At 64.2% G+C, this 21,511-nt stretch carries 25 protein-coding genes; 17 read left to right on the plus strand and 8 right to left on the minus strand.

Annotated features, from left to right (window positions below; all coding sequences use genetic code 11):
- Window positions 1-3: 3 nt before the first annotated feature.
- The 4 genes from nusG to ACFOKF_RS13945 all read left to right on the plus strand — a co-directional run bounded on the left by nusG (window position 4) and on the right by ACFOKF_RS13945 (window position 3,970).
- Window positions 4-540, plus strand: a complete 537-nt coding sequence (gene nusG, locus ACFOKF_RS13930) for a transcription termination/antitermination protein NusG (protein ID WP_380796336.1) — start codon at window positions 4-6, stop codon at window positions 538-540.
- 237 nt (window positions 541-777) lie between these two features.
- Window positions 778-1,209, plus strand: a complete 432-nt coding sequence (rplK, locus tag ACFOKF_RS13935; protein WP_380796338.1) for a 50S ribosomal protein L11 — start codon at window positions 778-780, stop codon at window positions 1,207-1,209.
- Window positions 1,210-1,212: 3 nt separating this feature from the next.
- Window positions 1,213-1,911, plus strand: a complete 699-nt coding sequence (gene rplA, locus ACFOKF_RS13940) for a 50S ribosomal protein L1 (RefSeq protein WP_380796339.1) — start codon at window positions 1,213-1,215, stop codon at window positions 1,909-1,911.
- A 313-nt stretch (window positions 1,912-2,224) separates the two neighbouring features.
- Window positions 2,225-3,970 carry a DEAD/DEAH box helicase gene (locus ACFOKF_RS13945; protein ID WP_380796341.1) on the plus strand — a complete coding sequence of 582 codons (1,746 nt, stop codon included), beginning with the start codon at window positions 2,225-2,227 and terminating at the stop codon, window positions 3,968-3,970.
- A gap of 50 nt (window positions 3,971-4,020) precedes the next feature.
- Here ACFOKF_RS13945 and ybaL read toward each other — a convergent pair whose 3' ends face one another.
- From ybaL to ACFOKF_RS13960, 3 genes are all read right to left on the minus strand, one after another.
- Window positions 4,021-5,649, minus strand: a complete 1,629-nt coding sequence (gene ybaL, locus ACFOKF_RS13950) for a YbaL family putative K(+) efflux transporter (protein ID WP_380796343.1) — start codon at window positions 5,647-5,649, stop codon at window positions 4,021-4,023.
- Window positions 5,650-5,823: 174 nt separating this feature from the next.
- Complete coding sequence (locus ACFOKF_RS13955; RefSeq protein WP_256215045.1) at window positions 5,824-5,952, minus strand: hypothetical protein; 129 nt, start codon at window positions 5,950-5,952, stop codon at window positions 5,824-5,826.
- Window positions 5,953-6,007: 55 nt separating this feature from the next.
- A complete protein-coding gene (locus ACFOKF_RS13960; protein WP_380796345.1) occupies window positions 6,008-6,361 on the minus strand; it encodes a hypothetical protein in 354 nt (117 codons plus the stop codon).
- Window positions 6,362-6,594: 233 nt separating this feature from the next.
- On the opposite strand from ACFOKF_RS13960, the gene rplU reads away from it, so the two are divergent.
- The 3 genes from rplU (at window position 6,595) to ACFOKF_RS13975 (ending at window position 8,034) form a co-directional block, all read left to right on the plus strand.
- A complete protein-coding gene (gene rplU, locus ACFOKF_RS13965) occupies window positions 6,595-6,891 on the plus strand; it encodes a 50S ribosomal protein L21 (protein ID WP_093013463.1) in 297 nt (98 codons plus the stop codon).
- 27 nt (window positions 6,892-6,918) lie between these two features.
- A complete protein-coding gene (gene rpmA / locus ACFOKF_RS13970; protein WP_093013466.1) occupies window positions 6,919-7,188 on the plus strand; it encodes a 50S ribosomal protein L27 in 270 nt (89 codons plus the stop codon).
- A 273-nt stretch (window positions 7,189-7,461) separates the two neighbouring features.
- Window positions 7,462-8,034 carry a GNAT family N-acetyltransferase gene (locus ACFOKF_RS13975; RefSeq protein WP_380796348.1) on the plus strand — a complete coding sequence of 191 codons (573 nt, stop codon included), beginning with the start codon at window positions 7,462-7,464 and terminating at the stop codon, window positions 8,032-8,034.
- 19 nt (window positions 8,035-8,053) lie between these two features.
- Here ACFOKF_RS13975 and ACFOKF_RS13980 read toward each other — a convergent pair whose 3' ends face one another.
- Together ACFOKF_RS13980 and ACFOKF_RS13985 are read right to left on the minus strand one after the other, a co-directional pair.
- Window positions 8,054-8,587 (minus strand): GNAT family N-acetyltransferase, encoded by a 534-nt coding sequence (locus ACFOKF_RS13980; protein ID WP_380796349.1) that lies wholly within the window; start codon window positions 8,585-8,587, stop codon window positions 8,054-8,056.
- Between the two features lie 31 nt (window positions 8,588-8,618).
- Window positions 8,619-9,467, minus strand: a complete 849-nt coding sequence (locus ACFOKF_RS13985; RefSeq protein ID WP_380796351.1) for a metal-dependent hydrolase — start codon at window positions 9,465-9,467, stop codon at window positions 8,619-8,621.
- A gap of 53 nt (window positions 9,468-9,520) precedes the next feature.
- Here ACFOKF_RS13985 and ACFOKF_RS13990 point away from each other — a divergent pair, with 53 nt between their 5' ends.
- From ACFOKF_RS13990 to ACFOKF_RS14005, 4 genes are all read left to right on the plus strand, one after another.
- Window positions 9,521-10,138, plus strand: coding sequence for a TetR/AcrR family transcriptional regulator (locus ACFOKF_RS13990; protein ID WP_380796352.1), 618 nt, complete (start codon window positions 9,521-9,523; stop codon window positions 10,136-10,138).
- A 180-nt stretch (window positions 10,139-10,318) separates the two neighbouring features.
- Window positions 10,319-11,416, plus strand: a complete 1,098-nt coding sequence (obgE, locus tag ACFOKF_RS13995) for a GTPase ObgE (protein ID WP_380796354.1) — start codon at window positions 10,319-10,321, stop codon at window positions 11,414-11,416.
- Between the two features lie 95 nt (window positions 11,417-11,511).
- The gene (gene proB / locus ACFOKF_RS14000; protein WP_380796356.1) at window positions 11,512-12,645 is read left to right on the plus strand and encodes a glutamate 5-kinase; all 1,134 of its coding nucleotides are present in this window, start codon (window positions 11,512-11,514) and stop codon (window positions 12,643-12,645) included.
- Between the two features lie 25 nt (window positions 12,646-12,670).
- Window positions 12,671-13,567: an NAD-dependent epimerase/dehydratase family protein gene (locus ACFOKF_RS14005; protein ID WP_380796358.1), complete on the plus strand. Its 897-nt coding sequence runs from the start codon at window positions 12,671-12,673 to the stop codon at window positions 13,565-13,567.
- Window positions 13,568-13,588: 21 nt separating this feature from the next.
- Here ACFOKF_RS14005 and ACFOKF_RS14010 read toward each other — a convergent pair whose 3' ends face one another.
- A complete protein-coding gene (locus tag ACFOKF_RS14010; RefSeq protein ID WP_380796360.1) occupies window positions 13,589-14,107 on the minus strand; it encodes a CvpA family protein in 519 nt (172 codons plus the stop codon).
- Between the two features lie 11 nt (window positions 14,108-14,118).
- The gene (gene radA / locus ACFOKF_RS14015) at window positions 14,119-15,486 is read right to left on the minus strand and encodes a DNA repair protein RadA (RefSeq protein ID WP_380796362.1); all 1,368 of its coding nucleotides are present in this window, start codon (window positions 15,484-15,486) and stop codon (window positions 14,119-14,121) included.
- Between the two features lie 88 nt (window positions 15,487-15,574).
- Between radA and ACFOKF_RS14020 the strand changes: the two genes are divergently transcribed.
- The 3 genes from ACFOKF_RS14020 (at window position 15,575) to ACFOKF_RS14030 (ending at window position 19,280) form a co-directional block, all read left to right on the plus strand.
- Window positions 15,575-16,273: an endonuclease/exonuclease/phosphatase family protein gene (locus tag ACFOKF_RS14020; protein ID WP_380796364.1), complete on the plus strand. Its 699-nt coding sequence runs from the start codon at window positions 15,575-15,577 to the stop codon at window positions 16,271-16,273.
- 173 nt (window positions 16,274-16,446) lie between these two features.
- Window positions 16,447-18,780 (plus strand): patatin-like protein, encoded by a 2,334-nt coding sequence (locus ACFOKF_RS14025; protein WP_380796365.1) that lies wholly within the window; start codon window positions 16,447-16,449, stop codon window positions 18,778-18,780.
- A complete protein-coding gene (locus ACFOKF_RS14030; RefSeq protein WP_380796366.1) occupies window positions 18,777-19,280 on the plus strand; it encodes a hypothetical protein in 504 nt (167 codons plus the stop codon). The genes ACFOKF_RS14025 and ACFOKF_RS14030 overlap by 4 nt, the downstream gene beginning before the upstream one ends.
- Window positions 19,281-19,283: 3 nt before the next feature.
- Here the strand turns inward: ACFOKF_RS14030 and ACFOKF_RS14035 are convergent, their stop codons facing one another.
- Window positions 19,284-19,574 (minus strand): 4a-hydroxytetrahydrobiopterin dehydratase, encoded by a 291-nt coding sequence (locus ACFOKF_RS14035; RefSeq protein ID WP_380796367.1) that lies wholly within the window; start codon window positions 19,572-19,574, stop codon window positions 19,284-19,286.
- Window positions 19,575-19,613: 39 nt separating this feature from the next.
- Between ACFOKF_RS14035 and ACFOKF_RS14040 the strand changes: the two genes are divergently transcribed.
- The 3 genes from ACFOKF_RS14040 to ACFOKF_RS14050 are packed head-to-tail and all read left to right on the plus strand — an operon-like array spanning window position 19,614 to window position 21,261.
- Window positions 19,614-20,021, plus strand: coding sequence for a metallopeptidase family protein (locus tag ACFOKF_RS14040; RefSeq protein WP_380796369.1), 408 nt, complete (start codon window positions 19,614-19,616; stop codon window positions 20,019-20,021).
- Window positions 20,018-20,617, plus strand: coding sequence for a heme ABC exporter ATP-binding protein CcmA (gene ccmA, locus ACFOKF_RS14045; RefSeq protein ID WP_380796371.1), 600 nt, complete (start codon window positions 20,018-20,020; stop codon window positions 20,615-20,617). Before ACFOKF_RS14040 ends, ccmA begins: the two co-directional genes overlap by 4 nt.
- Window positions 20,614-21,261, plus strand: coding sequence for a heme exporter protein CcmB (locus ACFOKF_RS14050; protein ID WP_380796372.1), 648 nt, complete (start codon window positions 20,614-20,616; stop codon window positions 21,259-21,261). The genes ccmA and ACFOKF_RS14050 overlap by 4 nt, the downstream gene beginning before the upstream one ends.
- The last annotated feature ends 250 nt before the right edge of the window (window positions 21,262-21,511 follow it).

The raw sequence follows: 21,511 nt of genomic DNA on the forward strand, positions 1-21,511 counted from the left end.
AACATGGCGCGCTGGTACATTATCCACGCCTATTCGGGCTTCGAAAACAAGGTCAAGGAATCGATCCTGTCCGAAGCCGAGCGCATGGGCCTCTCCCAGTTGGTCGAGCAGGTGGAAGTTCCCACCGAGACCGTGACCGAAGTCAAGCGCGGCAAGAAGGTCCAGGTCGAACGCAAGTTCATGCCCGGCTACGTCCTCGCCAAGCTGTCGATGAACGACGACATCTATCACCTGGTTAAGAACACGCCCAAGGTGACGGGCTTCCTGGGATCGAGCGGCAAGCCGCAGGCGATCAGCGAAGCCGATGCCGCCCGCTATTTCGGCGCCCAGAAGGAAGCCGAAGCCGCCCCCAAGCACAAGGTCAATGTCGATTACGAAATCGGCGACAGCGTCAAGGTGCTGGACGGCCCCTTCGCCAGCTTCAACGGCGTGGTCGAGGAACTGGATTTCGAAAAGAACCGCGTCAAGGTGTCGGTGTCGATCTTCGGTCGCGCCACCCCGGTCGAACTGGACTTCGAGCAGGTCGAACTGTCGAAGTAAACGCTCGCCGCAAGGCAAGCTTTCAAAAGGGTCGCCCATCTTCGGATCGGCGGCCCTTTTGCCGTAAAGAGCAGGTCGAACGGGGGTTTGCCGCACATGTCGACAGACCCCCTTTCCTTTCATGGCGAACATCGCTATAGGCCCGCGCTTCCGTGTCCACCGCCCGGTGGCCGGACCCAAGTGCGGGAGGTTGTTTTTGGACGACCGTTTGACCGCTTAACTTGAAAGAGAGTGAAAATGGCCAAGAAGATTACGGGCTATATCAAACTCCAGGTGCCCGCTGGAGACGCAAAGCCCGCCCCGCCGATCGGCCCTGCCCTGGGTCAGCGCGGCGTGAACATCATGGAATTCTGCAAGGCGTTCAACGCCCAGACGGCTGGCATGGACAAGGGCACCCCGCTGCCCACCATCATCACCGTCTATGCCGACCGCAGCTTCACCTTCACCACGAAGCAGCCGCCCGCAACCTTCCTGATCAAGAAGGCCATCAACCTGAAGTCGGGTTCCAAGGAACCGGGCAAGGTTGTCGCCGGCAAGATCACCCGCACTCAGCTCGCTGAAATCGCCCAGTCGAAGATGGTCGACCTGAACGCGAACGACATCGACGCAGCGACGAAGATCATCGAAGGCTCCGCTCGCGCGATGGGCCTCGAAGTGGTGGAGGGCTAAGACATGGCCAAGCAGACCAAGAAGGCGAAGGCTCTCGCCGCCGCGATCAACAAGGACAAGCTGCACGGCGTTGACGAAGCGCTGGGCCTGATCAAGACCCACGCGACCGCCAAGTTCGACGAAAGCGTCGAAATCGCGATCAACCTGGGCGTCGATCCCCGTCACGCCGACCAGATGGTCCGTGGCGTCGTCACCCTGCCCGCCGGCACCGGCAAGGACGTTCGCGTCGCCGTGTTCGCCCGCAACGACAAGGCTCAGCAGGCGCTCGACGCCGGTGCCGACATCGTGGGCGCCGAAGACCTGCTCGAATCGATCCAGGCCGGCAACATCGACTTCCAGCGCGTCATCGCCACCCCCGACATGATGGGTCTGGTGGGTCGCCTGGGTAAGGTTCTGGGCCCCAAGGGCCTGATGCCGAACCCGAAGCTGGGCACCGTGACGCCGAACGTCGCCGAAGCCGTGAAGGCCGCCAAGGGTGGTCAGATCGAATTCCGCGTCGAAAAGGCCGGCATCATCCATGCTGGCCTCGGCAAGTCGAGCTTCACCGCAGAAGACCTGCGCAAGAATTTCGACGCCTTCGTCGACGCGATCGTCAAGGCGAAGCCGTCGGGTTCGAAGGGCAAATATGTCCGCAAGATCGCCCTGTCGTCCTCGATGGGTCCGGGCGTGAAGGTCGACGTGGCGGAAGTCGCTTCGATCTGATCCGGTAACGGATAAGAGATTAAGGGGCCGCCTTCCCTCCTTGCGGGGGAAGGCGGCCTTCTTATTTTATGAGAACATCCTCCCCTGCAAGGGGAGGTGGCAGCACGAAGTGCTGACGGAGGGGTATCACCCTCTCGATAGGGGGACACCCCTCCACCACCCGCTACGCGGGCGGTCCCCCTCCCCTTTGCAGGGGAGGATTTTGGAACCAAGGGCGTGACCGGCCCTTGGGCTTCCCCTTTGCGGAAGCATGAGCGGTCTTTTCGTATCCGTCGGGAATGGCGGGTCGCTTTTACCGATGGAAAACAAGAAAATGGCATTTGAACATCTCCCCGCCCTCCTGTCGCAGGCGCTGACCACCAAGGGTTATGAAGCGCTGACCCCCGTCCAGAATGAAGTGACGCAGGAGGAAGCGCAGGGTCGCGACCTGCTGGTGTCGGCACAGACCGGATCGGGCAAGACCGTCGCCTTCGGCCTGGCCATGGCCGGCGAATTGCTGGGCGAAGAAGAAAAGCTGCCCATGGCCGGCCTTCCGCTGGCGCTGGTGATCGCGCCGACGCGCGAACTGGCGCTGCAGGTCAGCCGCGAACTGGAATGGCTCTATGGCGCGGCCCGCGCGCGCATCGCGACCTGCGTGGGCGGCATGGACGCCGCCAAGGAACGCCGCAGCCTCTCGCACGGCGCGCATATCGTCGTCGGCACGCCGGGTCGCCTGCGCGACCATCTGGAACGCGGCGCACTGGACCTGTCGGCCATGCGCACCGTGGTGCTGGATGAAGCCGACGAAATGCTCGACATGGGCTTTCGCGAAGATCTGGAAGGCATCCTCGACAGCGCGCCGGAAGGTCGCCGCACGCTGCTTTTCTCCGCCACCATGCCCAAGCCGATCGTGGCGATGGCCAAGCGTTACCAGCAGGACGCGCTGCGCATCTCCACCGTCAGCGAAGAGCGCGGCCATGGCGATATCAGCTATCAGGCGCTGACGGTCGCCCCGTCCGACATCGAAAATGCGGTGGTGAACCTGCTGCGTTATCATGAAGCGGAAACGGCCATCCTGTTCTGCGCCACGCGCGACAATGTGCGCCACCTGCATAGCAGCCTGACCGAGCGCGGCTTCGCCGCCGTGGCGCTGTCGGGCGAGCATAGCCAGAATGAGCGCAACCATGCCCTGCAGGCTCTGCGCGACAAGCGCGCGCGTGTGTGCGTCGCGACGGACGTCGCCGCACGCGGCATCGACTTGCCCAGCCTGACGCTGGTGGTCCATGTCGAACTGCCGCGCGACGCCGAAACGATGCAGCATCGTTCAGGCCGCACCGGCCGCGCCGGCAAGAAGGGCACCGCCGTCCTGATCGTCCCCTATCCGCGCCGCCGCCGGGTCGAATCGATGCTGCGCGGAGCGAAGATTCCGGTCGAATGGGGCACCCCGCCGAGCAAGGAAGCGATTCTGGAGCAGGATAATCTGCGCCTGCGCTCGACCCTGATGGAAAAGGCGGAACTGGATGAGGCGGATTGGGCGCTGGGCGCCGAACTGCTGGCCGAAAAGTCCGCCAAGGAAATCGCCGCGATGCTGGTCAAAAGCGCCCGCGCCGCCCTGCCCGCGCCTGAGGAACTGCTGGACCGCAGCGAGGCCCCAGCGCGTAATGACGGGCCGCGCCCCGGCTTTGAGGACACCCAGTGGTTCCGCATGGACATTGGCCGTCGCCAGAATGCCGATCCGCGCTGGATCCTGCCGCTGATCTGCCGTCGCGGCCATGTGTCGCGCCAGGATATCGGCGCGATCCGCATCACCACCAACGAAACCATGTTCGAAATTCCCAAGGCGATCGTCAGCCGCTTCCTGTCGGCGGTGAAGCGCAGCGGTGAAGCCAATGACGAAGGCGCGGATGTCGCGTTCGAAATGATCGACGGCGCACCGCGCGATCAGGCCCGCGAACATAAGCGCGCTGGCGGCCGCCCGAACGATCGCGGCCCCCGCCCGCCGGCCCATGCCGCCCGTCCCTTCAAGGGTGGTCCTAAGCGCCCAGGCGGCCCCGGTGGGCCGCGTCGCCCGCGCGGCTGATGATCGAATGATAGTGGCGGGCGGAGTAAACTTCGCCCGCCATTTTTACATCAGCTCACGCCACAGAGCGTCAGCATACGGCTCGCCAATTCCCGTTCGCCCATGACGATGTGGGGCACGCCCAGCCCTTCGAGATGCGCGACCTCCGCATCGCTATGGGCGCGGGCGATCACTTGCAGCTTGTCGTTCAGGTGCCGGGCATGTTCGTGGATCGCGCCGCCTTCGAACCCTTCTGGCACGGCTATCAGCAGGTGGCGCGCCTCGCAGATGCCGGCGGCAAGCAGATGCTTGTCCTCCAGTGCATTGCCCTTCACCACCGACAGGCCAGCCTCCTGCGCCTCCTCGACTTTCTCCGCATCGCCCTCCACGATCACGAAATGAACATTGCGCTCAGCCAGACGAGCAGCGATCAACTTGCCGACCCGGCCATAGCCGACCAGAATGACATGCCCCAGACGCGGCCGTTCCGGCGGTTGCACTTCACCCTCATCATCCGCCCGCTCATGTTTGCGCACGATCATCGAGAAAAGGATGGGGTTGAGGAAGATCGATGCCATCGCCCCGGCGAGGATCAGGTCGCGCGCATCCTCCGGCAATACCCCCAGCCCCGTTCCCAAGGAGGCGAGGATGAAGGAAAATTCGCCGATCTGCGCCAGACTGGCGGCGATGGTCAGCGCCGTGACATTGGGATGCCCGAAGGCGCGCACGATGCCCCAAGCGGCGATCGACTTGCCGATGACGATGATCAGGATGGTCGCGAGCAGCGGCAGCGGCTGTTCCACCACGATCGAAGGATTGAAGAGCATCCCCACCGACACGAAGAAAAGCACCGCGAAGGCGTCGCGCAGCGGCAGCGTTTCTTCCGTAGCCCGGCGGCTGAGCGGCGTTTCGCCCAGGATCATGCCGGCGAAGAAAGCTCCCAGTGCAAAGGAAACGTCGAAAGCCAGCGCTGCGCCGAAAGCCACGCCCAGCGCGATGGCAAGGACGGCCAGGCGAAACAGTTCGCGCGATCCGGTATGGACGACCCAGTGCAGCGCCCAGGGGATGACGCGGCGCCCCACGATCAGCATCAGCGCGACGAAGCCCACTACCTTAAGCAGCGTGCCCAGCAACGGTCCCAGCAGCGCCCCCGCCCCTGCCCCGTCGGCGCTGTTCATGACGCTGGCGAGGGCGGGCAGCAGGACAAGGGCGAGGACCATCACCAGATCCTCCACGATCAGCCAGCCGACTGCGATTCGCCCGCGCCGGGTTTCGACCAGATCGGCACCCTGAAGCGCCCGCAGCAGGACGACCGTACTGGCCACCGAAAGGGCCAGGCCGAAGACGATGCCGCCCATCAGGCCCCATCCCATCAGATGCGCCAGCCCCATGCCCAGCAGCGTCGCCACGGCAATCTGGACCAGTGCGCCGGGCACGGCGATATTCTTGACCGAGAGCAGGTCTTTCAGCGAGAAATGCAGGCCGACCCCGAACATCAGCAATATGACGCCGATTTCGGCCAGTTCATTGGCCAGCCCCGCATCGGCGACGAAGCCGGGGGTGAAGGGACCGACCATGATGCCGGCGATCAGATAGCCGACCAGCGGCGAGAGTTTGAGACGATGGGCGATGGCGCCCATGATGAAGGCGACGACGAGGCCGGCAACGATAGTGCCGATCAGGGGCGTGTGATGGGGCATAGATGCCTTTCGATCCGGTCGCCGGACGGCAGAACGCGCGCCCGGCGGGAAATTAACAGAGTAAGGGCGTCTCACCTACCTCCGTTCGTTTCGAGCGCAGTCGAGAAACGTGAAGGGCAATTCTAGCCGCTTCTCGACTTCGCTCGCAGCGAACGGGTCTGGGGGACATCCTTTTCATTCAATGATGGTCATCATCGCGGCCGACAGGGCGACGGCCGCAGCGCCCAGACCCGTCATGACGACGGGCATGAACCACCAGGGCTGACGGCGACGACGGCTGCGTCGCTGGCTTTTGCGAGGCATGGGACGATTCCTCCTTCCGACGACAGGCCCGTGCGCGACGGGCGGGTCCGATCCGTCAGAAGGCGGCGGGCGGCGCCCTGGCGCGATGGGCGCGCAAAAGATGCAGAGGCCTGGGGGGCAGCGCATCGGTAGAAGACAGACTGTCGGGAAGTCGCCGCCAGACAGCGACCAACAGCGCCGCAAACAGACACCATAGCGCCACCGGCGGCAGGCCGTCCCCATCGGAGCGCACCAGCTGAACCGCCTGCACGGCGGCCGGAGCCCGCCCCTTGAGCACGACATCGATCGTGGCAGGATTGAAGGCTGAACCGGTGGCCCGGCTGAGCGGCAGGCCAAGCGGCGCGAGCGCGGACAGAAGCGTGACGGCGATCAGGGTCCAGAAAGCGGCGATCAGGCCAGCACGATGCATCGCGCGCCTTCCTTTCCGCTTTTCCGACCCTATATGCCGCATTGCACCGTCCATTTGCCTGCTTCCTCTTTTAGATAGGGAAAGAAGGAGGTGAAAACCAGCGCCGAAACCGGCCCGGATCGGTTGACAGAATCGAGTCATTCCACTAACGGGCCACATTCCCGCGCGGGTCGGCAGGACTTCATGTCTTTGGTGAGCTGCGTAAAGCAGATTTGAACGAGAAGAGAAGAGCCATGTTCGCTATCGTGCGCACGGGCGGCAAGCAGTATCGCGTCGCCGCCGGAGACAAGATTGTCGTTGAAAAGCTGGCTGGCGAAGCCGGCGACAAGGTTGAGCTGGGCGACGTCCTGCTGGCCGGTGAAGGTGGCGAGCTGAAGGATGCTTCCAAGCTGACCGTCGCCGCTGAAATCATCGCGCAGGCGAAGGGCGAGAAGGTCATCGTCTTCAAGAAGCGCCGTCGCCACAATTATCGCCGCAAGAACGGTCACCGCCAGAATCACACGATCCTCAAGATCGTGTCGATCGCCTGAGCGCAGCTTAAGTAAGGAGTTTAGGTCATGGCACATAAAAAAGCTGGCGGTTCGTCGCGCAACGGTCGCGATTCTGAGTCGAAGCGCCTTGGCGTGAAGAAGTTCGGCGGTCAGGACGTGATCGGCGGCAACATTATCATTCGTCAGCGCGGCACCCGCGTATATCCGGGCCGCAACGTCGGCATGGGCAAGGATCACACCCTCTTCGCGCTCGGCGAAGGCAAGGTGGTGTTCCACACCGGCAAGCTCGGCCGCAAGTACGTGTCGGTAGACGCGCTGGCCGCAGCCGCGGAATAACGGACGACTGATGACGGGTCGTCCTGCAAAAGGGGCGATCCTCATGGGTGAAGGGCCATTGGCCTGACACCCGGTCCGAGGGAACAAGGGGCGCTCCTTCCACGCGAAGGGCGCCCCTTTTCCGTTGGGCGAAACACCCTCGCAAAAATCCCTCAAGCCTCTGGAACTCCATGCCTTCTCGCGCGTCGTGCGGGCGGGGCATCCAGCCAGAGATATACCGTCGCGAAGCCGTCATGAAAGGCGGCTAACGGCGCGCCCGAAGAGGAGACGAGAATGTTCGCCCGTACCCCCCGCCTGCTGCTGCGTCCCGGCTGGATGGAAGACGCCCAGGCTCTGGCCATGGCAATTGACGACATGGCCGTCGCCCGCAACCTGACGCGCGTGCCCAGCCCCTATGGGCTGGACGATGCTGAAGCCTTTCTGGCCCTGCCCCATCATCCGCACCTGCCCCGCCTGCTGGCCTTCACCCGCACTCAGGGTGCCCCGCGCCTGATCGGCGGATGCGGCATCCATCTGAACGAGGATGGCGTGCCGGAACTGGGTTACTGGATCGCCCGCGCCTATTGGGGGCTGGGCTTCGCGACGGAAGCGGCGCGCGCCGTGCTGGCGATGGCGCGGGCTAATGGCGTCACCGATATTCGCGCATGTCATTTCGCCGACAATCCGGCTTCGGGCAACGTCCTGCGCAAGCTGGGCTTTCGCTTCACCGGGCGGATCGAACCGCGCTACAGCCTGGGCCGCGACTCGATGGTCGATTGCCTGCTGTTCGAGGAGGGCGAAGATGGTCGAATGAACGCCGACCTGGCGATGGACCTCTATCGGGATGCGTTGCCAGTAGCGGCCTGAGAGAATCGCATCCTCCCCCTTAGAAGGGAGGATGCTTCGGGCGATCGAACACACGGGTTGGCTTGCCGCCATAATCGGTGTCTATCAATGCGTGAAAGCCGAGTTTCTCGGCGACCTTGATCGACGCCGCATTGCCTGGGTCAATGATGCAGCGGACCGAGGGGCTGTCGAGATGCGCGTCCGCCCAATCCAATATGGCGTGCATTGCTTCGGTGGCGATGTCCCTGCCCCAGCCATCGGGCGCCAGCACCCACCCAGCTTCAGGCACGCCCTCCAACTGGGCGATACCACGTTCGGCGCTCAGCAGACCAGCCTCCCCAAGGAAGACACCACTGTCGCGCTCCTCTATCACCCACATGCCATAGCCCAGCATCGACCACATGCCGGCATAGCGCAGCAGGCGGAACCATACCGCCTGCGCGTCCTGCGGTTGCCCACCGATATGGCGCACCACATCGGCGTCGGCCCATAGCGCCTTGCAGGCGGCATAATCCTGGACCCGGTGCGGGCGGAGGATGAGACGGATGGTTTCCATGACAGGCGCGTGGGACATGCATGGATATGAAACCGCGCCGACCCGATGGTCAAGCGGCGGTCAATGCCGTATCCATTCGCGCATCGGCATAGGGCGTCTCGGCCAACGCGATCAACGCACGGTCGTCCACTCGCCATGGGTGAAAACCGGGCAGGAAATAGCCAAGCCAGGGGCGCGCCACCCGGCGCATTATCCCCGGCCGCACCAACGCATAACGCAACAACCCGCCCCAGGCCCGCACGCCGCTGACGCCGTCCTGCCGCAGCAGGTCAATCATCCCCCGCGCGCGATGATGCAAGAAGTGTCGAGTCACGACCAGCATCATCGCGCTCTTCACCCACCAGCGCCGGAAACGGGGCCAGTCGCGGGTGGCATGAACCCAAGTATCGTAAGCCACACCCTTATGCTCGATTTCCTCAACGGCATGCCAGCGCCACAGTGCCGCAACCTCCGGGTCCGCTCCTTCCAGATGGCGCGGGTCGCTCAACAGTTCATGGGCGAGAATGGCTGTAAAATGCTCCAGCGCCATGGTTGCGGCCAGGCTGACGATGGGCGGACGCCGCTTTGCAAGGTCCAGCACCATCGCCACATCGGCGTCGAGGCGCGATACGTCATAGCCATGGTCTGTCACCTGCCGGTTGAAGGCGAGATGTTCACGGCTATGGACGACCTCCTGCTTGATGAAGGCGGCAATCTCCCCTGCCAATCTATCGGGCACGCCATCTCGGAAGGCGCGGACGCTGTCGACGAAATAAGCTTCACCGCGCGGAAAGGTAATCGACAACGCATTGAAGAAAGCCGTGGCGATCGGATCGCCATTCAGCCAATGTCGTGCGGCTGCATGACCCCGCCCGAAACGACGGTCGCGCGGCGTGATGGTGAGATTGGCAGGGGTCATCAGATGCCTCCACTAGTTACTTACATTAATGTAAATAAGAGAAACTGACATTCATGTCAATAAAACGCGCCCGCCTTAGCCCGGATGAGAGCCGCCTCGTCGCCGTGGAGGCGGCGCGCGACCTGCTGATCGAGGCCGGACCGCAGGCTGTAACACTCAAGGCTGTGGCGGGACGGATCGGGCGGACCCACGCCAATTTGCTGCATCATTTTGGATCGGCGGCGGGATTGCAGAAAGCGCTGGCTGCGCATTTGGCGGACACGATTACAGCCAAGATCGGCGAGGCGGTGGATGCGGCGCGGCGCGGCGAACTTGCCCCCCGCATCATCGTGAACATGACGTTCGACGCCTTCGACCGGGAAGGCGCGGGGGCGCTGGCCAGTTGGATGCTGGCGTCGGGCAATGAGGATGCGCTGGACCCGGTCGTGGAGGCGATCCACCGACTGGTCGACAAGCTGGCGGCGAGCGCCCTCACCCCCAATCTGGCGGAACTGATGCGGGAAAATACGCTGATGCTGGTGCTGCTAGCGCTGGGTGATTCGCAACTGGGCGGTTCGATGGCCAGCGCACTGGGGCTGCCACGCGAAAAAGCGCGCGAAATCGCCACGCGCAGCCTGACTTTCGCGCTGATGCAGGAGGCCGCGACGATCGCCGCGCAGGCCGAGGTTTAACTTTTCACGATTAGGCGCTATGGGCGCGGGCAGAGCGGACGATCCACCTATCGTCGCATATTTGCATTCCGCGAGCCGGCACCTGCTCCAGCCGCCTCCAGAATGCTCTATTTTTGATTTTACGCATTCTGCGGGCCGGCGACTGTTCCAGCCGCCTCCAGAATACTCTATGGGCGCGCCATGCATTTTCTCGATCAAGCCAAAATCTATATCAAATCCGGCTGGGGCGGCCCCGGCGCAGTCAGTTTCCGTCGTGAAAAATATGTCGAATATGGCGGCCCGGACGGTGGTAATGGCGGCAAGGGCGGCGACATCATCTTTGAAGCGGTCGCCGGCCTCAATACGCTGATCGATTTCCGCTACACCCAGCATTTCAAGGCGCAGCGCGGCCAGCCCGGCATGGGCAAGAACCGCTATGGCGCAGGCGGCGAAGATCTGATCGTCAAGGTGCCCCTCGGCACGCAAATCCTGTCCGATCCCCAGCCCATTGAGGGCACGGAGGACGAGGACGGCTATCCCGACTATGAGGATCAGGAAATCCTGGCCGACTTCACCGAAGTGGGGCAGCGGATCACATTCCTGCGCGGCGGCGACGGCGGACGCGGCAACCTGTCCTACAAAACCAGCACCAACCGGGCGCCGCGCCAGCATGGCACCGGCTGGCCGGGTCAGGAAATGTGGGTGTGGCTGCGGCTGAAGCTTCTGGCCGATGTAGGTCTGGTGGGCATGCCCAATGCCGGCAAGTCGACCCTGATCAATCAGGTGACGAACACCAAGGCAAAAGTCGGCGCATACGCCTTCACCACCACCAAGCCGCAACTGGGCGTGGTGCTGCATCGCGACCGCGAATTCGTGCTGGCCGACATTCCCGGCCTGATCGAGGGCGCGGCGGAAGGCGCAGGCATTGGCGATCGCTTCCTTGGGCATATCGAGCGCTGCCGCGTGCTGCTGCACCTGATCGATGCGACGGGCGATGATCCAATCGATGCCTTCCGCATCGTGACCGATGAACTGGCTGCCTATGGCGGCGGACTGGACGAAAAGCCGCAGATCGTGGCGCTCAACAAGGGCGACCTGCTGGGGTCGGAACTGATGGAAGATATTGCCGCACAACTGCGCGAAGAAGCAGGGGTGGAAGATGTCTTCATCATCTCCGGCGCGACTGGCGAAGGCGTCGGCGCATTGATGGATGCAGTGCTGCCAATGCTGGATTATGACGCCGAAGATGAGGAAGATGAAGGTGGCGACGAAGGTGCAGCCACCTGGTCGCCGATCTGACGAATCAATAGCCTTAGCCCCGTTCGGTTCGAGCTTGTCGAGAACCCGGCGTGAGGGTTCTCGACAAGCTCGAACCGAACGGATGTTGTTTCAAAGTGGCCACAAACGCCCTCTCCGGTTTCCCTCCTGCCCTTGTCCGCCGGCTTGTCATCAAGATCGGTTCCGCCCTGTTGGTCGATCCGGCCGGAGAGGTGCGCGTCGACTGGCTGCGCACGCTGGTCGCCGATGTGGCGGAGCGCAAGACGGCGGGGCAGCAGGTTATCATCGTGTCGTCCGGCGCAATTGCGCTGGGCGCGCGACGGCTGAAGCTGCCTAAGGGCGGACGTGGTAGCCTGGAAGATGCGCAGGCGGCGGCGGCGACCGGACAGATCGCCCTGTCGCAATGCTGGGCCAGCCTGCTGGCGGAAAAGGGCATTACCGCCGCGCAGATGCTGGTGACGCTGGACGATCTGGAAAATCGGCGGCGTTACCTGAACGCGTCGGCTACACTGGAACGACTGGTCGCGCTCAATGTCGTGCCGGTCATCAACGAAAATGACAGCGTCGCCACGACCGAGATCCGCTTTGGCGACAATGATCGGCTGGCGGCGCGTATCGGACAGGCGGCACGGGCTGACGCGGTTGCGCTGCTTTCCGATGTCGACGGGCTTTACACCGCCAACCCGCACGTCGATGCCAGCGCCATGCTGATTGAAACGATAGAGACGATCGACGCCCGGATCGCGGCAATGGCTGATGGCGGCTCCGCTTCGGGCATGGGATCGGGCGGCATGGTGTCGAAAATCCAGGCGGCGCGCATCGCCACCGGCGCAGGCGCGCATCTGGCCATCATTTCGGGCAAGGTGGATTCGCCGCTGGCGCATTGGGCCAATGGCGGCAAGGGGTCGATCTTTTTGGCCGCGCAAGGAAAAGGCGCACGCAAGGGCTGGCTGGCCGGACGGCTGACGACACGAGGACGGCTGATCGTGGACGCAGGCGCAGAAAAGGCGCTGGGCAAGGGCAACAGCCTGCTGCCCGCCGGGGTGGCGAGCGTCGAGGGCTTGTTCGATCGCGGCGACGTGGTCGACATCGTCGCGCAGGATGGCCGGGTCATTGCCCGCGGCCTGATCGAATATGACAGCGCGGCGGCGGTGAAGATTGCCGGGCGTCGCAGTGAGGAGATCGCTGCGCTGCTGGGTGAAATGCCCCGATCGGTTCTGGTCCATCGCGACCATATGGCGATGGTCTGACACGATGCAGCCAATGCGAATTGCCATGACAGGCGCGACGGGCTTCGTCGGCGCCGAAGTGCTGGAACAGGCACTGGCCGAAGGGCTGCGTATCAACGCGCTCACCCGCCGCGCCCAGCCGCCGCGCGCGAAGCTGAAATGGGTGCCGGGATCGCTGGAGGATGCGGCCGCGCTCGACACCTTGGTGCGCGATGCCGATGCCGTGGTGCATATCGCCGGCGTGGTGAATGCGCCCGACCGCGAAGGCTTTGAAGCGGGCAATGCGCGCGGCACCGTGGCGGTGATCGATGCGATGCGGCGGCGGGGCATCAGGCGGCTGGTGCATGTATCCTCGCTCGCGGCGCGAGAGCCGGGCCTGTCCGACTATGGCTGGTCCAAGGAACTGGCCGAAAAATATGTGAAGGCGAGTGGGTTGGACTGGACCATCGTGCGGCCGCCGGCGATCTATGGTCCGGGCGACAAGGAAATGCTGGAACTGTTCCGCATGGCCAAGCGCGGCGTCATGATGCTGCCGCCAAGCGGACGCCTGTCGGCCATCCATGTCAGCGATCTGGCCCGGCTGCTGCTGGCGCTGACGCATGAACGGGAAAACAGCCTGACCCGCACCTATGAGGTGGACGACGGCACGCCGGGCGGCTGGGATCATAAGGATTTTGGTGCGGCCATCGGACGCGCCGTCGGTCGGCAGGTCAAGACGCTGGCGACGCCGGAATGGCTGCTGAACGTCGCGGCGCGGGCGGACAAGCTGGTGCGCGGCAAGAAAGCGAAGCTGACGCCGGATCGGGTCGATTATTTCTGCCATCCCGACTGGGTCGTCACCAAGCGGATGCAACCGCCCAAGAGGCTGTGGCTGCCGCAGGTGAAAACCGAGGATGGATTGCGGGAAACGGTCGCCGCCTATCGGGAGAAGGGGTGGCTGTAAGCCCTTCCCTCCCTGTCTGATTTACTGATCTTCCGCCGCCGGTTTCTTCGCGCGCTGTTCCGCCAGAAATTCGCTGATCGCCTGGCCGCTGGCGTTGAGCAGCGGATAGGTGCGCGCATCTGACAGCCAGTCAGGACGGCGCGCGCTGCTGCCATAAAAAGTGTCATAGACGAGGCTGAAAGCGAGGAAGACGATCGTAGCGCCGATCAGGCCTTTCACCGCGCCGAAGCCCGCACCCAGCACCCGGTCCACGGGGCCGAGAATCGACTGCCTGGTGCGGCGGCCGATGGCATGGGCGATCAGTTTGCCGACGCCGAAGGTGACGCCGAAGACAAGGACCAGCGCCAGCATTGCCGCGCCGCTGCTATTGCCGACAAAGGCGCTCAGCAATTCCGCTGCCGAGGCATGGAAAAGGCGAATGGCGAAGATCGCCAGCACCCAGGCGATGAGCGAAAGCGTTTCCAGCACGAAGCCGCGCAGGAGGCCCAGCACGGCGCAACCGCCGATGGCGAGCAGGACGAGAATGTCGATGGCGTTCATTGCCGCCGTGGCTATCCGCGTCCCAGCATCTGGTCAACAAGCTGTGCGAGGGTGCGGAAACCGCTGACCGCGATTCCCTTCACCCCATCGGCAGCCGAAGCCGGGATGAAGGCGCGATTAAAACCCAGCTTGGCGGCTTCCCGCAGGCGCAGGGGTGAATGCGAGACCGGCCGGATTTCGCTCGACAGGGCAATTTCGCCGAACAGCACGACATCGACCGGCACGGGCCGTTCCGACATGGCGGAAATGAGCGCGGCGGCCACGGCAAGGTCCGCTGCGGGGTCCGTCAGGCGATAGCCGCCTGCGACGTTGAGATAGACTTCGCAGGTCGAAAAGCTGAGGCCGCAGCGCGCCTCCAGCACGGCGAGGATCATGGCAAGCCGCCCACTGTCCCAGCCGACCACCGCGCGCCGGGGGGTGGCGCCGCTGGACAGACGCACGACCAGCGCCTGTATCTCGACCAGCACCGGGCGCGTGCCTTCCAGCGCGGGAAAGACGGTCGCGCCCGTCACCGTTTCGTCGCGATTGGTGAGAAACAGGGCGGACGGGTTGGCGACTTCCTCCAGTCCCTCCGCCACCATCGCGAAGACGCCGATCTCGTCCGTGCCGCCGAAGCGGTTCTTCACCGCACGCAGGATGCGATATTGGTGGCTGCGTTCGCCTTCAAAGGCTAACACCGTGTCGACCATATGTTCCAGCACGCGGGGACCGGCGATGCTGCCATCCTTGGTCACATGGCCGACAAGGATCAACGCCGTGCCACGCTGTTTGGCGAATTTTATGAGTTCCTGGGACGCCGCGCGCACCTGACTGACGGTGCCGGGCGCGCCTTCGATCAGATCGCTGTGCATGGTCTGGATCGAATCGATGACCAGCAGCGCGGGCGGTGGCCCCTCCCCCAAAGTGGTCAGGATGTCACGGACCGACGTGGCGCTGGCCAACTGCACCGGCGCAGAGCCAAGGCCAAGGCGTTGGGCGCGCAGGCGGACCTGATCGGCGGCTTCCTCACCGCTGATATAGGCGACCGACAGCCCGCGCGAGGCGATGCGCGCCGCCGCCTGCAACAGCAAGGTCGATTTGCCGATGCCCGGATCGCCGCCGATCAGCGTAGCGGAGCCATGAACGATGCCGCCCCCCAATGCGCGGTCGAACTCGGCAATGCCGGTGCTGGTGCGCGGCGGCAGTTCCACCGCGCTGTCCAGGCCGACCAAAGTGATGGCGCGGCCGCCATTCTGCAAATCATGGCGCTGGGAAAAGACGGTTTCCGCCGCCTCCTCGACGATGCTGTTCCATTCGCCGCAATCCTCGCACTGGCCCTGCCACCGACTGGTGACGGTGCCGCATTGCTGACAGACGAATTTGCGTTTTGCCTTGGCCATGGCGCAGATATGCCGGGCGGACGCGAACATTGCAAGAACATGGATGGTCGCACTGGAAACATCCGTGGCGCTGGCGCATTGATACGGGATGAAAACGATCCGCGTCGCCAGCTACAATATCCGCAAGGCCATCGGCACCGATCGGCGACGAATGCCCGAACGGGTGCTGGAGGTGCTGAACGAAGTGGATGCGGACATTATTGCACTTCAGGAGGCCGACAGGCGCTTTGGCGTGCGCTCGGCCGCCATCCCGCCGCTGTTGATGGACAATCAGAGCGGATATAGACCCGTTCCCCTCAACGTGCAGGTGGACAGCATGGGCTGGCACGGCAACGCCCTGCTGGTGCGCAAGGAGGCTGAGGTCGCTCGCCATGATGTGCTGCATTTGCCCTATCTTGAACCGCGCGGCGCGACGATGGCGGAAGTGGCGGTGAACGGCGTGACGCTGCGCGTGTTCGGCATGCATCTGGACCTTTCAGGCTTGTGGCGACGGCGACAGGCGGCGGCAGTGATCCACGCGGCGGCGCAGGGCGCGGAGATGGCGACGGTGCTGATGGGCGACCTCAACGAATGGAGCGCCGGGCGCGGCTGCCTGGCCGATTTTGCGCGCCATTACAGCTTTGCGCCGTGCGGGCGCAGCTTTCATGCGCGGCGGCCAGTGGCGCGGCTCGACCGGATTATGCATTGCGGCAAACTGACGCTGAAGGATTGCGGCGTGCATGAAAGCGCGGCGGCCCGAAAGGCATCCGATCATCTGCCGATCTGGGCGGATTTTGCGGTTGGTTGAATATAGCCTCCGTTTGTTTCGAGCGTGTCGAGAAACGACTGCGCCGCCCTCTCCGTTTCTCGACCCTGGCTTGTCCTGAGCGCCTGCCTTGACAGGCAGTCGAAAGGCTCGAAACGAACGGAGATGAGATTGCTGATCTCGACAATTGTCCCGCCCTCTGCGAGGCTTGCCCCATGAAGGAGCGGGAACTGCGGCTGGCATTGGTCTGCTATGGCGGGATCAGCCTGGCCGTCTACATGCACGGCATCACCAAGGAAATCTGGCGGCTGGCGCGCGCCAGCCGGGCCTTTCACGATCATGCCCCGCCCAGTGGAAGCAGCGAGGCGGTCTATCGTCGGTTGCTGGAGGCGATCGAGGCGCAGAGCGGCATCCGTTTGCGCGTGATGCCGGACATCATCGCCGGAGCGAGCGCGGGCGGCATTAACGGCATCTTCCTGGCGCAGGCGATCGAAACCGGCCAGTCGCTGGAGCCGCTGACCGACATGTGGCTGGACAATGCCGATGTCGACCGGCTGCTCGATCCCGATGCGCGGCCGGCGCGGGCCATGACCAAATTCTGGGCGACGCCGCTAGTCTGGATGGCGGCGCGGCGGCCCGGCGACGCGGTGGAGCGCACCGTCGCGCCGGACACACGGGAAGAGGTGCGGATGAAGTTGTCGCGCTTCATCCGGTCCCGCTGGTTCGAGCCGCCCTTTGGCGGAGAGATATTTTCGACCATGTTGCTGGACGCGTTCGATGCGATGGCGGCGGCGGAAAAAGGCCCGCCGCTCTTGCCTGAAGGTCATCCGCTCGACCTGTTCGTCACTGTCACCGATTTTGAAGGCCATCCCCAGAGCCTCAATCTCAACAGCCCAGCGCAGGTGATCGAGACGGAGCATCGGCTGTCGATCGGGTTTCGAGCGCGGGGGCGCGGGATGCGGGATTTTGCCGATGCGGTCGAACTGGTGTTTGCGGCGCGGGCGACGGCGAGTTTTCCCGGCGCCTTTCCGCCCTTCACCGTACGCGAACTGGACCGGGTGCTCAAACGCCGCCATCGCGGCTGGCCGACGCGCGACGCTTTTCTGGCGCGCGCCTTGCCTCGCCATGCCGCGCGAGGGACGGCGGAGGATGCAGTGCTGATCGACGGATCGGTGCTGGCCAACGCCCCCTTTGCGCAGGCGATCGGTGCACTGCGCAACCGGCCGTCGCGGCGCGAGGTCGACCGGCGCTTCGTCTATATCGATCCCAAGCCGGGGCATCGCTCCATCCGACTCAATCGCGAAGGGGAGCAGGTGGACGCGCCGACCGGGGAGGACGCCCCCTTGCCCGGCTTTTTCCGCACCATTTTCGGCGCGCTGAGTGACATTCCACGCGAGCAGCCGATCCGTGACAATCTGGAGGCGATCGACCGCCATTCTGCGCGCATCCGACGCATGCGGCGGATTTGGGATGCGTTGCGGCCGGGAATCGAGGCAGAGGTGGAAAGCGCGGTCGGGCGCATGCTGTTTCTGGACAAGCCGACCCCGGCGCGCCTGTCGGCCTGGCGCGCCAAAGCGCAGCAACGGGCCGCCAGCGCAGCGGGCTTCGCCTATCCCGCTTATGGCCATATGAAGCTGTCGGGCATTGTCGAATCGCTCTCCACCCTGTTGTTCCGCCTGTCCGGCGAGGAAAGCGCAATGATGCGCGAAGCCTATCGGCAAGCGATCTGGGCTGACATTCGCAGCAAAGGCGCGGACCAATTGGGCGCGGAAGGCGGATCGGCCTCTGCCCCGGTCGCCTTCTTCCGCGCGCATGATCTGGCGTTTCGCGTGCGCCGGCTGCGTTATCTGGCGCGACGGCTGGCCGATACGCTGGAGATGGAGAGCGAAGCCGACGATCCGGCGGTGCAGGCGATGCATGACGCGATCTATGGGGCGCTAGCACTCTACGCCGAGTGCGAGGACGCGGATTTTCATGGGCCGCAGGTGATGGTTGCGGCCAAGGCCGTGCCTACCGATGCCAGCGCAGCGCTGGATGCCGTCGCACAGGCGCGAGGGTTGAAGGCGCGGGACGAGGCGGCCGACCTGCTGCTGGCGGACGCTTTTGCCGGCCTGCCCAAAGCCGGGCGGCGGACGATGTTGCTGGCCTATCTGGGCTTTCCCTTCACCGATATAGCCACATTACCGTTGCTTCAAAGTGACAGTCTGGATGAATATGATCCGGTGAAGGTCGACCGGATTTCGCCCGAAGATTGCGTCGCCATCCGTAGCGGCGGCGCGGCGGCCACGCTCAAAGGCATAGAATTCAACAATTTCGGCGCCTTCTTTAGCAGGGTCTATCGCGAGAATGACTATCTGTGGGGACGACTGCATGGCGTCGAGCGGCTTCTGGACGTCGTGAATATGGGTGTGCCCGTGGCAAGCCGCCTTTCGCCCGACAGTCTGGCCGACTATAGGCGGGCGGCGTTCCTGGCGATCCTTGATGAGGAAGAGTCGCGGCTGCCCCATGTGGCCGATCTCATCGCCAGTTTGCGGGAGGAAATCGGGTGAGCGGGCGTGTGGTGCTGGTTCCGGTGATGCTGATGCTGGCCTTGACGGCCGGCTGTCGTTCGTCGTCCGATGACAGCGCCCAGGCCGACAATGGCGCCGCCCCTGCCCTGCCGGCAATGGCAACCGCGCCAACGGATCTTTCGCCCCCGCCTGCCCCCCTCGCCGAACCGGCACGGCCAGCCCCGACCGTGACAGTGCGCGCCCAGCCCGCACCGCGCAATGTGCTGGACCTGCCGCCATCGGACGACGGATTGAGCGCGGAGCCGTTTCCGCAGGAAGTCACCGCCTTCATGGTCGATCGCGACGGGTGCGACCATTTCCGGGGCGAGGAGCCTTATGACGCCGAACGGCGCGCATACATCGCCGAAAGCGTGGCGGAATTATGCACCGGGACCGACGCCCGGCTGGCGACGCTGCGGCGGCGCTACGCCAATGACCCATCGGTCATCGCTGCGCTGCGCGCCTATGACGACCGGATCGAAAGCGTGGCGACCTATTGAAGGTCAGCCCGCCACCGCGTCGATCGCCTTGGCTAGGTCAACATCGCGCCGGGACAGGCCACCAGCGTCATGGGTGGTCAGCGTGATGTCCACCCGATTATAGACATTGAACCATTCGGGATGATGATCCGCCTTTTCCGCCATGATCGCCACCCGCGTCATAAAACCGAAGGCGGCGTTGAAATCGGTGAAGGTGAAGCGGCGGCATATGCCCTCCGGTTCGTCCACCGGGGTCCAGTGCGGCAGGTCCGCCAGCGCAAGTGCGCGTTCTTCTTCCGTCAATCTGGCAATCATGTCGCTTTCCCGGTGATCCTGTTTCGCTATATGGGAATTATGTCGTCCAACGGTCAACCGCTCCGCTTTGCTCCCACGCCGCAGGAAATCGAGACGCTGGCCCTTGCCGCGCTCAATCGCCTGCCCGCGCCCTTCACCGAGCATCTGCATGATGTGGTGCTGTTCGTGGAGGAATTTGCCTCCGCCGACATCCTCAAGGATATGGACCTGACCGACCCATTCGAACTGACGGGCCTGTATAGCGGCCGGTCCGTCGGGCAGGAGGCGCAGACCGGGGACATGCCGCCCACGGTGCATCTGTTTCGCCGGCCCTTGCTGGACGAATGGGTGGAAACGGGCGTGCCGCTTGATGCCCTCATCACCCATGTCGTGGTGCATGAGATCGGCCATCATTTCGGCCTGTCCGACATCGACATGCACGTCCTGGAGGACATGGTCACATTATGACCGGCGCCGCACTGCGCCTGAAAGACGTCGCCTGCCTGCGCGGCGGGCGGATGCTGTTTCGCGGCGTCGCTCTGACATTGACGCCGGGCGACGGCGCGTTGCTGACCGGACCCAATGGCGTGGGCAAATCCAGCCTGTTGCGCGTCATCGCCGGGCTGTTGCCGGCCTTTGCCGGGACGATCGAGAAGAGCGGCGGCACCGCCATGACCGACGAGCGGCTGGCGCTGGACATGGACCTGCCGCTGGCGAGGGCGCTCGATTTCTGGGCGAGGCTGGACAGGACTGACGGTGCGGCGGTGGCGTATGCGCTGGCGGCTATGGCGCTGACCCCATTGGCCGACGTGCCGGTGCGGATGCTGTCGACCGGGCAGCGCAAGCGGGCGATGCTGGCGCGGGTGATCGCCAGCGGCGCAGGCATATGGCTGCTGGACGAGCCGGGCAACGGGCTGGACGTGGCGTCGCTGGACCTTCTGGGCCGGGCGGTGGCGGATCATCTGGCGCAGGGCGGAATCATGGTCGCGGCGTCGCACCAGCCGCTGCCGATCGCCGCGCCGGTGACGCTGGCCCTTTCTGATTATCAGGCGGAAATCGCATGAGGCCATTATGGCTGCTGGCGGCGCGCGACTTGCGCCAGGCCTGGGCGTCGGCCGGTCTGTGGCTGCCGGTCGCCTTCCTGCTGCTGGTCGCCAGCCTCTATCCCTTTGCGGTCGGGCCGGATGCGGCCTTGCTGGGACGGACCGGCGGGGGGATGCTGTGGATCGCGGCGCTGCTGGCCAGCCTGCTGCCCGTCGACCGGCTGGTCGCGCCGGACCGGGATGCCGGGGTGCTGGACCAGATCGCGCTGCGCGGCGTAAGCGAGGAGATGGTCGTCATCGCCCGGCTGATCGCCCACTGGCTGGGCTTTGGCCCGCCGCTGATGATCGCCACCCTGCCCGCCGCGGCGCTGCTGAAACTGGATGGCGCGACGATCGTGAGGCTGGAAATCGGGTTGGCTTTAGGCACGCCGGCGCTGGCGGCGCTGGGGCTGCTGGTGGCGACGCTGACGGCAGGTTTGCGATCGAGCGGGGCGCTGGCGGGATTGCTGGCGCTGCCGCTGGCGGTGCCGCTGCTGATCTTCGGCGCGGGGACGCTGGGCGATGGCAGCGGGGCAGCGCTCAAATTTCTGGGCGCGGCGTCGCTGCTGCTGGTGGCGATCACGCCCTTTGCCGGCGGGGCGGCGATAAGGGCCGGGCGCGAATAGGATTTGCGGCGCTTAACTTCGCACATTTCCCGCCAAATAAGACATTTTGTTGCACGGGCCTGATCCTATCGAAAAGTCGGGTGAGAATAGCGGACGTCGACAAAGAAATATTCGGATCATCGCATAGGGATAGTAAGTAGGACAGCCTGTCAGCGGACCGCGCGCAGAAGCGATCCAGCTTCGCCAAAGCTTTTCCGCCCAATTTCGGCCCTTCCTTTTACGCAGACAAATGTTTCTGCAAGAAGAACGG

It is taken from the genome of Sphingobium rhizovicinum, assembly GCF_042647625.1.
Classification (GTDB): Bacteria; Pseudomonadota; Alphaproteobacteria; order Sphingomonadales; family Sphingomonadaceae; genus Sphingobium; species Sphingobium rhizovicinum.

What these genes read in the sequence shown, in the direction of transcription:
- nusG (WP_380796336.1), top strand. Translation starts at nt 4, where the DNA reads ATGGCGCGCTGGTACATTATCCACGCCTATTCGGGCTTCGAAAACAAG.
- rplK (WP_380796338.1), top strand. Translation starts at nt 778, where the DNA reads ATGGCCAAGAAGATTACGGGCTATATCAAACTCCAGGTGCCCGCTGGA.
- rplA (WP_380796339.1), top strand. Translation starts at nt 1,213, where the DNA reads ATGGCCAAGCAGACCAAGAAGGCGAAGGCTCTCGCCGCCGCGATCAAC.
- ACFOKF_RS13945 (WP_380796341.1), top strand. Translation starts at nt 2,225, where the DNA reads ATGGCATTTGAACATCTCCCCGCCCTCCTGTCGCAGGCGCTGACCACC.
- ybaL (WP_380796343.1), bottom strand. Translation starts at nt 5,649, where the DNA reads ATGCCCCATCACACGCCCCTGATCGGCACTATCGTTGCCGGCCTCGTC.
- ACFOKF_RS13955 (WP_256215045.1), bottom strand. Translation starts at nt 5,952, where the DNA reads ATGCCTCGCAAAAGCCAGCGACGCAGCCGTCGTCGCCGTCAGCCCTGG.
- ACFOKF_RS13960 (WP_380796345.1), bottom strand. Translation starts at nt 6,361, where the DNA reads ATGCATCGTGCTGGCCTGATCGCCGCTTTCTGGACCCTGATCGCCGTC.
- rplU (WP_093013463.1), top strand. Translation starts at nt 6,595, where the DNA reads ATGTTCGCTATCGTGCGCACGGGCGGCAAGCAGTATCGCGTCGCCGCC.
- rpmA (WP_093013466.1), top strand. Translation starts at nt 6,919, where the DNA reads ATGGCACATAAAAAAGCTGGCGGTTCGTCGCGCAACGGTCGCGATTCT.
- ACFOKF_RS13975 (WP_380796348.1), top strand. Translation starts at nt 7,462, where the DNA reads ATGTTCGCCCGTACCCCCCGCCTGCTGCTGCGTCCCGGCTGGATGGAA.
- ACFOKF_RS13980 (WP_380796349.1), bottom strand. Translation starts at nt 8,587, where the DNA reads ATGTCCCACGCGCCTGTCATGGAAACCATCCGTCTCATCCTCCGCCCG.
- ACFOKF_RS13985 (WP_380796351.1), bottom strand. Translation starts at nt 9,467, where the DNA reads ATGACCCCTGCCAATCTCACCATCACGCCGCGCGACCGTCGTTTCGGG.
- ACFOKF_RS13990 (WP_380796352.1), top strand. Translation starts at nt 9,521, where the DNA reads ATGTCAATAAAACGCGCCCGCCTTAGCCCGGATGAGAGCCGCCTCGTC.
- obgE (WP_380796354.1), top strand. Translation starts at nt 10,319, where the DNA reads ATGCATTTTCTCGATCAAGCCAAAATCTATATCAAATCCGGCTGGGGC.
- ACFOKF_RS14005 (WP_380796358.1), top strand. Translation starts at nt 12,671, where the DNA reads ATGACAGGCGCGACGGGCTTCGTCGGCGCCGAAGTGCTGGAACAGGCA.
- ACFOKF_RS14010 (WP_380796360.1), bottom strand. Translation starts at nt 14,107, where the DNA reads ATGAACGCCATCGACATTCTCGTCCTGCTCGCCATCGGCGGTTGCGCC.
- radA (WP_380796362.1), bottom strand. Translation starts at nt 15,486, where the DNA reads ATGGCCAAGGCAAAACGCAAATTCGTCTGTCAGCAATGCGGCACCGTC.
- ACFOKF_RS14020 (WP_380796364.1), top strand. Translation starts at nt 15,575, where the DNA reads ATGAAAACGATCCGCGTCGCCAGCTACAATATCCGCAAGGCCATCGGC.
- ACFOKF_RS14025 (WP_380796365.1), top strand. Translation starts at nt 16,447, where the DNA reads ATGAAGGAGCGGGAACTGCGGCTGGCATTGGTCTGCTATGGCGGGATC.
- ACFOKF_RS14035 (WP_380796367.1), bottom strand. Translation starts at nt 19,574, where the DNA reads ATGATTGCCAGATTGACGGAAGAAGAACGCGCACTTGCGCTGGCGGAC.
- ACFOKF_RS14040 (WP_380796369.1), top strand. Translation starts at nt 19,614, where the DNA reads ATGTCGTCCAACGGTCAACCGCTCCGCTTTGCTCCCACGCCGCAGGAA.
- ccmA (WP_380796371.1), top strand. Translation starts at nt 20,018, where the DNA reads ATGACCGGCGCCGCACTGCGCCTGAAAGACGTCGCCTGCCTGCGCGGC.
- ACFOKF_RS14050 (WP_380796372.1), top strand. Translation starts at nt 20,614, where the DNA reads ATGAGGCCATTATGGCTGCTGGCGGCGCGCGACTTGCGCCAGGCCTGG.